The organism is Pseudoxanthomonas kaohsiungensis, from assembly GCF_010211765.1.
Lineage (GTDB): Bacteria > Pseudomonadota > Gammaproteobacteria > Xanthomonadales > Xanthomonadaceae > Pseudoxanthomonas > Pseudoxanthomonas kaohsiungensis.
In genome coordinates this window covers 289,878-303,677 of record NZ_PDWO01000001.1, presented here as the reverse complement: position 1 = coordinate 303,677, position 13,800 = coordinate 289,878, and the positions used below count along the sequence as shown (strand labels likewise).

Below are 13,800 nucleotides of genomic sequence, written 5' to 3'. Positions count from 1 at the left end.
GCGGCCGGCCACGTGCCGCATGGCGTGGCCAATCCTGACTGAGTGTCGGCGCCGCGGCGCGGCGTTCGACGCGGGCAGCTCGTCGACGATTCGGCGCACAACATCGACAGCGCGCGCCTGCACGTGGCGGCCCGCCACGTGCCGCACGGCGTGGCCAACCCCGATTGAGCGTTCAAAGGCCGGGCCGGCGCGCGGCACAACCCCGCTGGGCCAGGCCTGCCGGCTTCAGCCGGTGGCTGCGAGCGGGCGCGCGCCGGCCAACTCCAGCAGGCGACCGGCGATGCGGGCCAGCGGCAGCACTTCCTGCGCCGCACCCAGCCGGTAGGCCGCGCCCGGCATGCCCCAGACCACGCTGGTCGCCTCGTCCTGGACCAGGGTCGCCGCGCCGGCCTGGCGCAGCTCCAGCAGGCCGCGCGCGCCGTCGTCGCCCATGCCGGTGAGGATCGCGGCCACCGCGTTGGCGCCGGCGTTCTGCGCGACCGACCGGAACAGCACGTCGACCGCCGGCCGGTGCCGGTTCACCGGCGCACCATCGTCGATCCGGCAACGCCAGCGGGCGCCGTCGCGGATCACCCGCAGGTGGCGGTCGCCCGGCGGCAGGTAGGCGTGGCCGGGCAGGATCGCCTCGCCATCCGACGCCTCGCGCACGAGCATCTGCGAGTGCCGGTCCAGGCGCTCGACGAAGGCGCGGCTGAAGCCGCCGGGGATGTGCTGGGTCAGGACGATGGCCGGCGCGTCGGGCGGCATCTGTTCGAGCACCACGCGGATGGCTTCGGTGCCGCCGGCCGACGCGCCGATGGCGATGAGCCGGTCGGTGGTGCGGAAGCGGGCGGCGGTGGCGATCGGCGGGCGCGGTGCGGCGGTCGCTTCCAGCCGCTGCGCCGGACGGGCCAGCGGCTGCACCCGGGCGCGCGCGGCCGCCTTCACCTTGGCGATGATCTCCGAGGCGTAGTCGCCCAGGCCGCGGGCGACGTCGAGCTTGGGCTTGGTGACGAAGTCCACCGCGCCCAGCGCCAGCGCCTGCAGGGTGATGTCGGCGCCGCGCTCGGTCAGCGAGGACACCATCAGCACCGGCATCGGCCGCAGGCGCATGATGTTCTCCAGGAACGCCAGGCCGTCCATGCGCGGCATCTCCACGTCCAGGGTCAGAACGTCGGGATTGAGCCGCTTGATCTTCTCGCGCGCCAGCAGCGGATCGGCGGCCGCGCCGACCACCTCGATCTGCGGATCGCTGCCGAGCAGCTCGGTCAGGATCTGCCGCACCACCGCCGAGTCGTCGACCACCAGTACCTTGATCCTGTCCATCAGAACAGCTCCACGCCGCCGCTGACCGGGGTGCGCGACAGCCGCGAGCGGATCGCCGACTCGGTCGCGGCGACCTCGGCATCGTGCGCATGCGGCATGCGGTTGACCATGACCTTGCCGGTCTGCGGGAAGAAGAACACCTTGCGCGGGTGGATGCCGCGCAGGTCCTCGGCCACCACCGGGATGCGCTCGGCGGCCAGGTAGGCCAGCACGAAGTCGGCGTTGCGCGTGCCCACCGGATTGCTGGTGAAGCCCTTGAGCACGTTGGCGCCACCGAAGACCTTGGCCTCCAGCCGCTTGCGGCTGGCGCCGCGCTTGAGCAGCTCGTTGATCAGCACCTCCATCGCATAGCTGCCGTAGCGCGCCGGCGCGCCGTCGCCGGTGTTGCCGTCGGGGAGCAGGAAGTGGTTCATGCCGCCGAGCTGCAGCATCGGGTCGCGGATGCACGCGGCCACGCAGGAGCCGAGCACGGTGACCAGGGCGGTGCCGTCGTCGACCACCAGGTACTGGGTGGGAAGAAGCTTGGCCGCCGGGACCTTGAACTGCGGGTCGCGGTAGCGCATCACCTCGTCGGCCTGCAGGGCGACGTTCATGCGCGCGCCGCCGGGTTGCGGCGGTACAGCGTGCGCCCGCAGGGCTGGATCAGGTCGGCCGCATGCAGGTAGTTCTCCGAGTGCCCGGTGTAGAGCAGGCTGGCCGCGTCCATCTGCGGCAGCAGCCGCGAGAGGATGGCGCGCTGGGTGGGCTTGTCGAAGTAGATCATCACGTTGCGGCAGAAGATCGCCGCGAACGGGCCGCCCACGTCGTAGCGTGGCTGGAGCAGGTTCAACGGCCGGAACTCGACCAGCGCCTGCAGGGCCGGGTTGACCCGGCAGCGCCCTTCGTTGGGGCCTGTGCCGCGCTGGAAGTAGCGCTTGCGCAGGTCCTCGTCCAGGCCGGAGATGCGATCGATGGCGTAGACGCCCCGCTGGGCGGTGGCCAGGACCTGGGTGTCGATGTCGGTGGCGAGGATGCGCACGGGCGGCGCCAGCGTGCCGAACGCCTCGCAGGCGGTGATCGCCATCGAGTAAGGCTCCTCGCCGGTGGACGCGGCGCACGACCAGAGGCGGATGGTGCCCTGGCCGCGCCCGAGCTCCTGCAGCTGGGCGTCGAGCCGCTCGAAGTGGTGCGGTTCGCGGAAGAACGCCGTCAGGTTGGTGGTCAGCGCGTTGGTGAAGGCCTGCCACTCCGCGCCGTCGGGGTCGGCGTCGAGCTGGTCGAGGTACTCGCCGAAATCGTGCAGGTCCAGCGCGCGCAGGCGCCGCGAGAGGCGGCCGTAAACCATGTCCCGCTTGCCCGGCGCCAGGGCGATGCCGGCGCGTGCGTGGATCATCTGGCAGACGCGGCGGAAATCGCGGTCGGAGAAGGGGAATTCCCTCTGGTCCGTCGGCGGGTGCGGCAGGTGGGTGGCGCTCATCTGGGTTCCGGCATGGGCGGAGGTAGGGTTCTGTCCCACCAGGGATATCGGCGCGGCACGACCGAAGTTGATGGACGCCCGGTGCGGTGCTGCCGATCCGCGCGCGGCAGGAAACGGGGCGTGGCGCTTGCCGCTTTCCCCGATCGAAGCCACAACCCCGACGATTGCCAGGGACGCCGTACCCAAGGGTGATGGCTCAAGTGGCACATGGATGTGCCACGGCCCTTCGTAAAGGCAGGATGTCGTCCCGAAGGGTGGGCCATCACCCTTGGGTGCGGCGGCCCCGGAAGGTGCCAGCGCTTCAGCCAGCTACTCCGAAACCAGCACCCGACCGGCGATTGCACGTGGTGAAGAAAAAAACCCCGGCAGGTGCCGGGGCTTTTCGGGGTCACAGGCGTTGCCGATCAGAACTCGGCCCAGTCGGCCTCGTTGATCACGGTGGCGGCATTGCCGGTCGCGCGCGGCGCGCGCGCGGCGGCCTTGCGCGCCGGGAATGGTACCGGTGCCGGCGTCGCTTGCACCGGCGCCGCACTGCCGCCGCCCTCGATGCGGAACACGGCGATGGCCTGTGCCAGGCTGGCGGACTGTTCCTCCATGGCGCGGGCGGCGGCGGTGGCCTCCTCGACCAGGGCCGCGTTCTGCTGGGTGGTCTCGTCCATCTGCACGATGGTCTGGTTGACCTGCTCGATGCCGGCGGCCTGCTCCTGCGAGGCGGCGCTGATCTCGGCCATGATGTCGGTCACCCGCTGCACCGAGGCCACGATCTCGCCCATGGTCTTGCCGGCCTGCTCGGCCAGCGCGGCGCCGTCGGCGACCCGGCCGGTGGAGTCCTCGATCAGCGACTTGATCTCCTTGGCCGCGGTGGCGCTGCGCTGGGCCAGCGAACGCACCTCGGTGGCGACCACGGCGAAGCCGCGGCCCTGTTCGCCGGCACGCGCTGCTTCCACCGCGGCATTGAGCGCCAGGATGTTGGTCTGGAAGGCGATGCCGTCGATGACCGAGATGATGTCGGCGATCTTGCGCGAGGAGGCCTGGATGTCGGCCATGGTGGTGACGACCTGGCCGACGACCTGGCCGCCCTGGGAGGCGACTCCGGCGGCGCCGATGGCCAGCTGGTTGGCCTGGCGGGCGTGGTCGGCGTTCTGCTTGACGGTGGAGGTGAGCTCCTCCATCGAGGCGGCGGTTTCCTCCAGGTTGGCGGCCTGCTGCTCGGTGCGGCGGGACAGGTCGTTGTTGCCGGAGGCGATCTCGGTGGAGGCGGTGGAGATGGCCGAGGAGGCGCCCTGGATGCGCGAGACGATGGAGGTGAGCTGGGCCACGGTGGCGTTGGCGTCGTCGCGCATGCGGGCGAACACGCCGTGGAAGTCGCCGTCCATCCGCGTGGTCAGGTCGCCGTCGGCCACCGCCTTGAGCAGGGCCGAGACCTCGTCCAGGTTGCCGTCGGTGGTTTCCATCAGCTGGTTCAGGCCCGCGACCATGGCCCGGAAATCGTGCTGGTAGGCCTGCGCATCGCCGCGCTGGGAGAAGTCGCCGGCGGCGGCGGCCGCGGCCAGGCGGGTGATCTCGGTGTTGATCGCCGACAGGTTGCGCTTGCACAGGTCCATGGTGTCGGTGATGACCGCCTTCTCGCCGGGCAGGCGGTCCATGTCCACCGACAGGTCGCCGGCGGCGTACTGGCGCATCACCTCCACGGCGCGCATCTTGACGCCGATGTGCTGGGCCACCAGCGCATTGGTGTCGCGGACCATGCGGCCGTAGTCGCCCGGGAAGCCGCTGTCGTCGATGCGGAAGCTGATCTGGCCCTCGTCATGGCGGACGGTCATCTCGGCCTGCGCGGCGAGCACCGCCTTCAGCTGGTCCTGCATGGTGCGCATCGAGGCCAGCAGGCGGCCCGCCTCGTCGCGGCCGTCGGCGCTGATCGCGTTGTCGAGGCGGCCCTGGGCGATCTCGCCGGCCACGCGCGTGGCGCGCTGCAGTGGACGCGACACGGCGCGGGCGATGGTCCAGCCGAGCAGCCCGGCGAGCAGGCCGAGCAGGCCCATGCCGGTCCAGATCGCGGCCACGGTGCGGGCATGCGCGCTGTCGGCGGCCGCCACCTGCGCATCCAGGCCGTCCACGTTGTACTTGATCAGCGCCTTCAGCGCGCCGGCGAACTCGCGCCGCGCCGCCCGCGACGCATCTTCGGAAATCGCCGTGGCGGTGGCGAAATCGTCGGCCGCGATCGCCTGGGCGATGTTGTCGTGCGAGCTGAAGTAGGCCGCGCGGGCTGCCTTGACCTTGTCGTAGAGCGCGAGCTCATCGGCCTTGGACTCGGCTTCGATCGCGTTGTACTCGGCCTCGGCTGCCTCGATGCTGGCGCGGGTGGTGGCCAGGCGCTTGTCGTAGTCGGCCAGTTCCTCGGCGTTGCCCTGCCGGCCCAGCTGCGCCAGTTCGTAGGTGCGGTACTCGTTGAGCAGCGAGAGCATCTCACCCAGATGCACGACCGCGGGCATCCAGTTGCTGCTGGTCTGCTTGATCTGGTCGTGGGCGGTGTTCAGCCGGAGCAGCGAGAAAAGGCCCAGGGCCACGGTCATCGCCGTGGTGGCGACGAAGGCCAGGGCCAGCTTGCGCGCGATCGGCAGGTCGTTGAACCACTTCATGTCGGTATCTCGTCTCGGTGGCGGCGCACCGCGGGGCGGGCGCGCACGGATCGATTCCGTGCATCCGGTATAGCGGCGCCGTGCACGGCGACTTGACGGGAGAATCCTGAACGTGCCTGGCACTTCCGGTATGCGGTGTTGCGCTCTCCCGCGCGATTGCCGCGGGATTGCGGCGGATGCGCCGCAGAAGGTGCGCACGAGGCGTCACGCAGCAGAAGCGGAGTAGTCGTCGTCACAGGAGCGGCAAACGCGAGCCGCAGTCCCTCGGGCGTCGCCGGGAGTGGCGCGGCGGCTGGCGATACCGGCCGGCGGATGCGGGTCTGCCGGGCTCAGGCCGCCTGCGGCAACTGCTGGCGCAGGCGAACCAGGCCGCCGACGTCGACGATCAGCGCGACATGGCCATCGCCGAGGATGGTCGCGCCGGAAATGCCGGGCACGCGCCGGTAGTTGCGCTCCAGGTTCTTGACCACGACCTGCTGCTGGCCGACCAGCTCCTCGACCTCGACCGCCAGCTTCTGCCCGTCGCCCTCGACCACGACCACCAGCGGCTCGGGTCCGGCGTCGCGGAAGCCGTAGTGGTCGGCGAGCGAAAGCATCGGCAGGTACTCGCCGCGCACGCGCAGCACGCGGCCTTCGCCGGCCACGGTGCGGATGTCCTCGGGCTGCGGCTGCAGCGCCTCGAGCACATGGTTGAGCGGCAGGATCAGGATCTCGCCGCCGGTGGACACGACCATGCCGTCGAGGATGGCCAGGGTCAACGGCAGGCGGATCACCACGCGGGTGCCGCGGCCGATGCCGCTCTCCAGCTGGACCTCGCCGCCCAGCGCCTGGATGTTCCGGCGCACCACGTCCATGCCCACGCCGCGGCCGGACAGGTCGGTGACCTGGTCGGCGGTGGAGAAGCCGGGCTGGAAGATCAGGTCCCACACCTGCGCGTCGGTCGGATTCTCCGGCACCTGCAGGCCGCGCTCCTGGGCCTTGGCCAGGATCCGCGCGCGGTCGAGGCCGCGGCCGTCGTCGGCGACTTCGATGACGATGTGCCCGCCCTGGTGCGAGGCGGCCAGGGTGATCGTGCCGGTCTCGTCCTTGCCGGCGGCGCGGCGCACGTCCGGCGCTTCCAGGCCATGGTCGATCGAGTTGCGGACCAGGTGCACGAGCGGGTCGGCGATCTTCTCGATCAGGCCCTTGTCCAGTTCGGTGCCTTCGCCGACCGTGCGCAGGCGGACCTGCTTGCCCAGGCGTGCCGAAAGGTCGCGGACCAGCCGCGGGAAGCGGCGGAACACCGCGTCCACCGGCAGCATGCGCACGCCGATCACGGCTTCCTGCAGGTCGCGGGTGTTGCGCTCCAGCAGCTCCAGGCCGGCGGTGAGGCGCTCGGACAGCGACGGGTCCAACCCGCCGCTGACCTGCTTGAGCATGGCCTGGGTGATGACCAGTTCGCCGACCAGGTTGATCAGCGCGTCGACCTTGTCGACGCTGACCCGGATCGAGGATTCGGCCTCGGCGGTGGCGGCCGGCGTGGCCGGAGGCGCGCCGGTACCGGACGCCGCCGGAGTGGCCGCCACGACCGGCGCGGTGGCAACCGCGGCGGCCGCGGCGGCCGCCTGCGGCCGGATGTCCAGCTCGCAGTCGTCCACCACCCAGGCGAACACGTCATCGATGGCGCTGCGCGGCACCTTGCCGCGCAGGCCGAGGTCCCAGGCGATGCACGCTTCGAGCGGATCGAGCTGGGTGAATCCGGGCAGGCGTTCGAGCCTGGCGTCGACCTGCAGCGGGCCCAGGTGTTCGAGCTCGCGCAGGATGCGCAGCGGATCGTTGCCGCTCATGAACAGCGAGGGCGCCGGGGTGAAGGCGATGTCCCAGCCGTCCGGTTCGGGCGTGGCGGCGGCGGTGGCCTGCGCGGTGCCGGCGCCGGCGCCCAGTTCGCGTTCCAGCCGTTCATGCATGGCGGCCACCGTGGCCGGGTCTGCCGGCTTGCCATGTTCGGCTTCGGCCAGCAGGGCGCGCAGCACGTCGACCGAACCGAGCATCGCGTCGACCGCGCTGGCGGCCAGCGCGCGCTTGCCGCCACGGACCTCGTCCAGCAGGGTTTCGAGGACGTGGGTCAGACCGGCCATCTTGCCGAAGCCGAACGTCGCGGCGCCGCCCTTGATCGAGTGCGCGGCGCGGAAGACCGAGTTCACCACTTCCGGATCGACGCTGCCGCCCTCCAGCGCGAGCAGGCCGGACTCCATTGCGTCCAGGCCTTCGCGGCTTTCCTCGAAGTAGGTGGCGTGGAAGCGTTGCAGGTCCATGCTCATGGCGACGCGGCTCGTGGGGGCGGGTGGCGGCGGAACTCAGCCGAGGACTTTCTGGACGGTGGCGACCAGCTGCTCGGGGTTGAACGGCTTGACCAGCCAGCCGGTGGCGCCGGCGGCCTTGCCTTCGGCCTTCTTGTCGGCCGCCGATTCGGTGGTGAGCATCAGCATCGGCGTGAAGCGGTAGTCGGGCAGGCCGCGCAGCGCCCGGATCAGCGAGATGCCGTCCATGTTCGGCATGTTCACGTCGGTGACGACCGCGTTGAAGCGCTGGCCCTGGGCGCGGCCCAGCGCGACCTGGCCGTCCTCGGCTTCGTCCACCGCGAAGCCGGCGGAAGTCAGGGCGAAGGAGACCATCTGGCGCATCGACGCCGAATCGTCCACTACCAGGATGCGTGCGCTCATGCGGCTTTCTCCACAGGGTTCTTCTTTTCCCGTCCATCGACGGTCGGTTCGTTGCTTCCCAGCCCGAGCGTGCCGCCCAGGCCAAGCAGGCGCGCGGCGTCGCGCAGCGGTTCGCTGCAGCTGGCCAGTTCGGTGCTGCGCCCGTGTTCGGCGCGGCTGCGGTAGAAGGCGCAGAGCACCTGCATCGCCGCGGTGTGGACGCGGCGCACCGCGCCGCCGTCCAGCGCCACCGCCGGGTCGTCCAGGTGCGCCGCCAGGCGCTCTTTGAGGTCGGCGCTGGCCTCGATGCCGAGGTCTTCGCCGAGGGACACGGTGTTCATCGCGTCTCCGCAATCGGGTTCAGGACAGGTAGCGGCCGGCACGGGCCGGTCTTTAGCGCGCACCGGCGCGGGCCGGGTCGAGCAGGCCGGAAGCGTCGAGCAGGATCACCGGATCGCCGGACTGGCGGGCCACGCCGCGGAACAGGTCGCTGTGGATGCGGCCGGCGCGGGTGCGGTCGGGCGCTTCGATCTGCTGCTCGGTGAGGTTGACGACATCCTCGACCGCCGAGACGCGCAGCCCCAGGGTTTCGCCCTTCTCCTCCAGCACGACGTAGCGGGTCGCCGCCGTGGCCGGCTGCGGCGCCTGGCCCAGGTGCACGCCGAGGTCGAGCACCGGCACGACCTGGCCGCGCAGGTTCATGATGCCCAGCATCGCCGGTGGCGTGCCGCGCAGCGGCAGCAGCGGCGTGGGCAACACCACTTCCTGCACCTTCAGCAGTTCCAGGCCGTAGGCCTGGCCGGCGCAGCGCAACCGCAGCCAGCGCGAACTGCGGTCGGCGGCGCGGCGGTGCGGCAAGCCCGGCTCCTGCGCCGACAGCGCGGCGATGGCCGCCCATGCCGGAGGGGCGGGGGATGCCGCTTCCGCGGAGCGCGGCGCCATGGCGGGCGTCGTCGGGGCCGGGGCCAGGGCGACCACGGCGGTCGGGGCGCGGGCCGGAGCGGGCGGCGGACGGTCCACGAGCAGCCCGTCCAGGTATTCGTCGAGGGCCGCCACCGCGCTCATGCGGCACGCTCCATGGGTTCGGCGTCGCCCGCCAGGATCCAGTCCAGCGCCCGGCGGTAGCTCGACAGGGCCCGGCCCGGATAGCCGCCGTCCTCGCCCACCGGCTGCACCAGCAGCTCGGCGTTGCACAGACGGGTGTCGACCGGGATCGCGTCTTCCCAGACCCGCTCGCCATGGTCGTCCTGCATCTTCCGCAGCGCTTCCTGGCCGGCGCGGGTGCGGCGGTCGTACAGCGTTGGCAGCACCGAAACCGGCAGCGGCCGCCGGCGCGAGCGCTCGACCATCTCCGCGGTGCGCCGCATGCCGGCCAGGCCGTGCAGCGCCAGCGGTTCGGCCTGGGTGGGAATGACCACCCGGTCGGCGGCGGCCAGTGCGTTGATCATCAGCAGGCCCAGCGTGGGCGGGCAGTCCAGCAGTACGTAGTCGTGTTGCCCGCTGTGCCGGGCCAGCGCCTGCGACAGCGCCAGGCCAAGGCCGGGCTGGTTGGCGCTGCGCCGCTCCAGCGTGGCCAACGCGGTCTGCGCGCAGACATGCGACAGGTGCTCGATCCGGCTGGGCCGGGCCAGGTCCGCCAGCGTCTGCGGCGGGGTGGAGAACAGGTCCAGCACCCCTTCCGGCGCCGGGTCCGCGGCGACGCCGAAGGCCCGGGTCAGCGAGGCGTGCGGGTCCAGGTCGACCAGCAGCACGCGCTGGCCGCGCAGGGCCAGGCCGCGGCCCAGGGCCAGGGTGGTGGTGGTCTTGCCCACGCCGCCTTTCTGGTTGGCGATCGCCCACACTCGCATCGGTCAGGTCCTCGTCCTAGGGATTGGCGCCGACCGCCACGCTGCCGGCACCGGCGACGGGGGATGCGTCCATCGTGGATATCGGCGCGGCGGCGGCGGTCTTGACCGCATCGTCGCGGCCGGCGTCGTCCGGGGCGGCCAGCACGATGAGCACCACCCGGCGGTTGCGGTTGCGGCCTTCGTCGGTCAGGTTGTCGGCCCGCGGCCGGTACTCGCCGTAGCCGACCATCGCCAGCCGCTCGGGCGCCACGCCCTGGGCGGCGAACAGGTGCACCACGCTGGCCGCGCGCGAGGCCGACAGCTCCCAGTTGGACGGGAACTGGGCGGTGGCGATCGGCTGGTTGTCGGTGTAACCCTCGACCCGCACCGGGTTGGGCGTGTCGTGCAGGACCGCGGCCAGCTTGGCCAGCACGCCGCGCGCCGACAGGTCCAGCGAGGCCGAACCGGTGTCGAACAGGATGTCGCTGTTGATCTCCACCTCCAGCCACAGCTCCGACCGCTTGACCGTGATCAGCCGGGCCTCGACCAGCGAAGCCAGCGCGCCTTCGATCTGCGAGGCGATGTCGCCGAGCTGCCGCTGCGCGCGTTGCACGGCGCGGGTATCGGCCATGTCCATCGGCTGGCCGGTGCGCAGGTGCGAGGCCAGCGAAGGCAGCAGCGTGGGGTTCGGGGCGGGCGAGGGCGCCGACGGACCCTGCTTGGCGCCGGACTTGATGGGCGAGGGCCGGTCGTAGTCCGAGCCCTGCTGCTGGTGGTTGCCCACCTGCACCGGGTTGATCGTGCGCGGCGCGCCGCCGAAGGCCGCGGTCAGCGCATCGGCCATGACCCGGTACTTGCCCTCGTTGAGCGAGGAGATCGCGTACATGACCACGAAGAACGCCAGCAGCAGCGTCATCAGGTCGGCGTAGGGGATCGCCCAGGCCTCGTGGTTGCCGTGTTCCTCGTGCTTCTTCTTGCGCGCCATCGCTGCCGGGCCTCAGTGCAGGAAGCCGGCGAGCTTGGACTCGATGTTGCGCGGGTTCTCGCCCTGGGCGATGGCGATCAGGCCTTCGATGATCATCTCCCGTTCGCCGGTGCGGCGGGCGATCACGCTCTTGAGCTTGGACGCCATCGGCAGGAAGAACAGGTTCGCCGAGGCGATGCCGTAGATGGTCGCGGTGAACGCGGCGGCGATGCCGTGGCCGAGCTTGCTCGGGTCGGCCAGGTTCTTCATCACCGCGATCAGGCCGAACACCGCGCCGATGATGCCCAGCGTCGGCGCGTAGATGCCCATGCCTTCGAACACCTTGGCCGCGGCCAGGTCCTGGTGCTCCTGGCTGTCCAGGTCGATTTCCAGCATGTGCCGGATCTGCTCGGGCTCGACGCCGTCGACCAGCATCTGCAGTCCCTTCTTCAGGAACGCGTCGTCCTGTTCGGCCACCTGCTGCTCCAGGCCGAGCAGGCCCTGGCGGCGGGCGATGTTGCTCCACTCCAGGATCTGCGCCATCAGCGCCTCGCGGTCGGCGGCCGGCGGCTTGAGGATCCAGCCGACGATCCGCAGCGCCCGCTTGAACACCGTGGGCGGGGTATGGACGAAGATCGCCGCGACCGTGCCGACGATCACGATGACGAAGGCGGCCGACGACCACAGCGAGCTGAGGCCGGCACCCTTGAGGATGCTGCCACCGACCAGTGCGACCAGCGCCAACAACAGACCGACAAGGCTGAGGATGTCCATGGACCCGCTATCGGCATCCCCCGGGCGGGACTTGAGCCGGCGCGGGCGTTACCCTTGCCCCGGGCCGCATCCGCGGCGTGGTGCGGAGACCGGCGATGACCCTGGAATTGCGTTGCCAGTGCGGCCAGCTGCAGGGCCGCGTGGACCTGGCGCGGGCGCAGGCGCGGGCAATCTGCTATTGCAGGGACTGCCAGGCCTTCGCCCGCTTCCTCGGCCAGCCCGGCCTGCTGGACGCGGCCGGCGGAACCGAGATCCTGGCCATGGCCCCCGATGGCGTGCACATCGATGCCGGTGGCGAACACCTGGCCTGCATGTCGATGAGTCCGCGGGGGCTGCTGCGCTGGTACGCGGCGTGCTGCCGCACGCCGCTGGCCAACACCTCGCGCGACCCCGGGCTCTATTACACCGGCCTGGTGGCCGCCTGCGTGCATGCGCGCCCGGGCGAACTCGACGCCGCGCTCGGCCCGGCCGACCGCCTGGTGGCCAATACCGGATCGGCGACGCGCCCGGTGAAGTCGGCGCCGCTGCGCTTCCTCGTCGGCGGCGTGCGCATCTTCCTCCCGGCCATCCTTGCGCGCCTGCGTGGCCGCCGCGCCGCCGCGCCGTTCTTCGACGCCGCGGGGCAGCCGGTGCGCGAACCGCAGGTGGTCAGCCGCGAGCAGCGCGAGGCTTTGCAGCGCGGCTGAAGCCAGCGGCGGACCCTTCTGCTGCATCGCGCCCGCTTCGGGACCGGTGCGCTCGACCCGTGATCAGGTCAGCGCGGGTCCGCGGGCGAGTGCGCCTCAGCTTGCGTCGCGTTCGTAGAGCGGGGCTTGCCCCGCTGCGCGGTGCGGGCGGCGCGGCCAGCCGGGCAAGCCCGGCTCTACGTGATGCGGGCCGCCGTCAACGGTGGCCGCCCGGCTTGTGCGCCCGCAGCCAGGCGGCCGCGGCTCGGCCGGCGCGCAGGCCGCTGGCGAAGCACGCGGTCAGCAGGTAGCCGCCGGTCGGGGCCTCCCAGTCGAGCATCTCGCCGGCGCAGAACACGCCAGGCAGCGCGGTCGCCATCAGTCCCCCGTCCAGCGCCTCCAGGCGCACGCCGCCGCCGCTGCTGATCGCCTCGGCGAGCGGCCGCGGACGCTGCAGCCGCAGCGGCAGGCGCTTGAGCGCGGCGGCCACGCGGTCCATGTCCGCCAGCGAAGCGGCATCGAGCACCTCGCGCAGCAGCGCGGCCTTGACTCCGTCGACACCGGCCTGCCGGCGCAGGTGCTCGCTGAGGCTGCGCCCGTTGCGTGGCCGGCCCAGCTCGCGTCGCAGCCGCGCCAGGTCGCGGCCGGGCACCAGGTCCAGCCACAGCGTCGCCTGGCCATCGCGGGCGATCGCGTCCCGCAGCGGCACTGACAGTGCGTACACCAGGCTGCCTTCGATGCCGCTGGACGTCGCCACGCACTCCCCTTGCAGCGCATGTTCCCTGCCGTCCGCGCCGATCCAGTGCGCGATGACCGGCTTCAGCGGCGCGCCGGCATGGCGTGCGGCGAAATGCGGGCTCCAGTCGACGTCGAAGCCGCAGTTGCTCGGCAGCAGCGGTGCCACTTCCACGCCGCGCCCGGCCAGCAGCGGCACCCAGGCGCCGTCCGAACCGAGCTGCGGCCAGCTGCCACCGCCCAAGGCCAGGACCGCCGCTGCGGGGCGCACGCGACGCTCGCCGTCGGGCGTGTCGAATCGCAGCGTCGTGCCGTCATCGTCCCATCCCAGCCAGCGGTGCTGGACATGGAACCGCACGCCCTGGTCCTTCAACCGGCGCACCCAGCCGCGCAGCAATGGTGCAGCCTTGCGGTCCAGCGGGAACACCCGGTCGGAGCTGCCCACGTAGGTCTCCACGCCCAGGCCGCGTGCCCATTCGCGCAGGTCGTCGGCGCCGAAATCGCGCAGCCATCCGGCCAGCGCCTGCTCGCGCGCGCCGTAGCGTCGCGCGAAGCCGGGCATCGGTTCGGCATGGGTCAGGTTGAGCCCGCCTTTGCCGGCGATCAGGAACTTGCGCCCGACCGAGCCCTTGCCCTCGAACACATCGACCTCGACCCCGGCCGCACGCGCGACCTCGGCGGCCATCAGTCCGGCCGGACCGCCGCCGATGATGGCCAGCCCGGGCAGTTCGGACGGGGATCCGGGCGCGGCCATG

At 71.8% G+C, this 13,800-nt stretch carries 12 protein-coding genes and 1 pseudogene; 1 reads left to right on the top strand and 12 read right to left on the bottom strand.

All coding sequences use genetic code 11. The annotated features are described in order from the left end of the window. Window positions 1–225 precede the first annotated feature (225 nt). The 11 genes and pseudogenes from CSC66_RS01400 to CSC66_RS01350 all read right to left on the bottom strand — a co-directional run bounded on the left by CSC66_RS01400 (window position 226) and on the right by CSC66_RS01350 (window position 11,645). Entirely contained in the window at window positions 226–1,305 is a 1,080-nt protein-coding gene (locus tag CSC66_RS01400) for a protein-glutamate methylesterase/protein-glutamine glutaminase (protein ID WP_162375506.1), read from the bottom strand. Further along, window positions 1,305–1,898: a chemoreceptor glutamine deamidase CheD gene (gene cheD / locus CSC66_RS01395; RefSeq protein WP_162375505.1), complete on the bottom strand. Its 594-nt coding sequence runs from the start codon at window positions 1,896–1,898 to the stop codon at window positions 1,305–1,307. Before cheD ends, CSC66_RS01400 begins: the two co-directional genes overlap by 1 nt. Further along, window positions 1,895–2,761, bottom strand: coding sequence for a CheR family methyltransferase (locus tag CSC66_RS01390; RefSeq protein WP_162375504.1), 867 nt, complete (start codon window positions 2,759–2,761; stop codon window positions 1,895–1,897). The genes cheD and CSC66_RS01390 overlap by 4 nt, the downstream gene beginning before the upstream one ends. A 404-nt stretch (window positions 2,762–3,165) precedes the next feature. Then, window positions 3,166–5,400 carry a methyl-accepting chemotaxis protein gene (locus tag CSC66_RS01385; protein WP_162375503.1) on the bottom strand — a complete coding sequence of 745 codons (2,235 nt, stop codon included), beginning with the start codon at window positions 5,398–5,400 and terminating at the stop codon, window positions 3,166–3,168. 329 nt (window positions 5,401–5,729) lie between these two features. Then, window positions 5,730–7,700, bottom strand: coding sequence for a chemotaxis protein CheA (locus CSC66_RS01380; RefSeq protein ID WP_162375502.1), 1,971 nt, complete (start codon window positions 7,698–7,700; stop codon window positions 5,730–5,732). Between the two features lie 36 nt (window positions 7,701–7,736). Then, window positions 7,737–8,102 carry a response regulator gene (locus tag CSC66_RS01375; protein WP_162375500.1) on the bottom strand — a complete coding sequence of 122 codons (366 nt, stop codon included), beginning with the start codon at window positions 8,100–8,102 and terminating at the stop codon, window positions 7,737–7,739. Then, complete coding sequence (locus CSC66_RS01370) at window positions 8,099–8,422, bottom strand: STAS domain-containing protein (protein WP_162375499.1); 324 nt, start codon at window positions 8,420–8,422, stop codon at window positions 8,099–8,101. Before CSC66_RS01370 ends, CSC66_RS01375 begins: the two co-directional genes overlap by 4 nt. Before the next feature lie 52 nt (window positions 8,423–8,474). Further along, window positions 8,475–9,134, bottom strand: a pseudogene (locus tag CSC66_RS01365) (chemotaxis protein CheW); the annotation flags it as partial. 8 nt (window positions 9,135–9,142) lie between these two features. Further along, entirely contained in the window at window positions 9,143–9,928 is a 786-nt protein-coding gene (locus tag CSC66_RS01360) for a ParA family protein (protein ID WP_162375495.1), read from the bottom strand. Between the two features lie 16 nt (window positions 9,929–9,944). Then, entirely contained in the window at window positions 9,945–10,892 is a 948-nt protein-coding gene (gene motD / locus CSC66_RS01355) for a flagellar motor protein MotD (protein WP_162375493.1), read from the bottom strand. Window positions 10,893–10,904: 12 nt separating this feature from the next. Further along, complete coding sequence (locus tag CSC66_RS01350) at window positions 10,905–11,645, bottom strand: flagellar motor protein (RefSeq protein WP_162375491.1); 741 nt, start codon at window positions 11,643–11,645, stop codon at window positions 10,905–10,907. A gap of 95 nt (window positions 11,646–11,740) precedes the next feature. On the opposite strand from CSC66_RS01350, the gene CSC66_RS01345 reads away from it, so the two are divergent. Continuing rightward, window positions 11,741–12,331, top strand: a complete 591-nt coding sequence (locus CSC66_RS01345; protein WP_162375489.1) for a DUF6151 family protein — start codon at window positions 11,741–11,743, stop codon at window positions 12,329–12,331. 196 nt (window positions 12,332–12,527) lie between these two features. Here the strand turns inward: CSC66_RS01345 and CSC66_RS01340 are convergent, their stop codons facing one another. Next, a complete protein-coding gene (locus CSC66_RS01340; RefSeq protein WP_162375488.1) occupies window positions 12,528–13,799 on the bottom strand; it encodes a TIGR03862 family flavoprotein in 1,272 nt (423 codons plus the stop codon). Between the last annotated feature and the right edge of the window lies 1 nt (window position 13,800).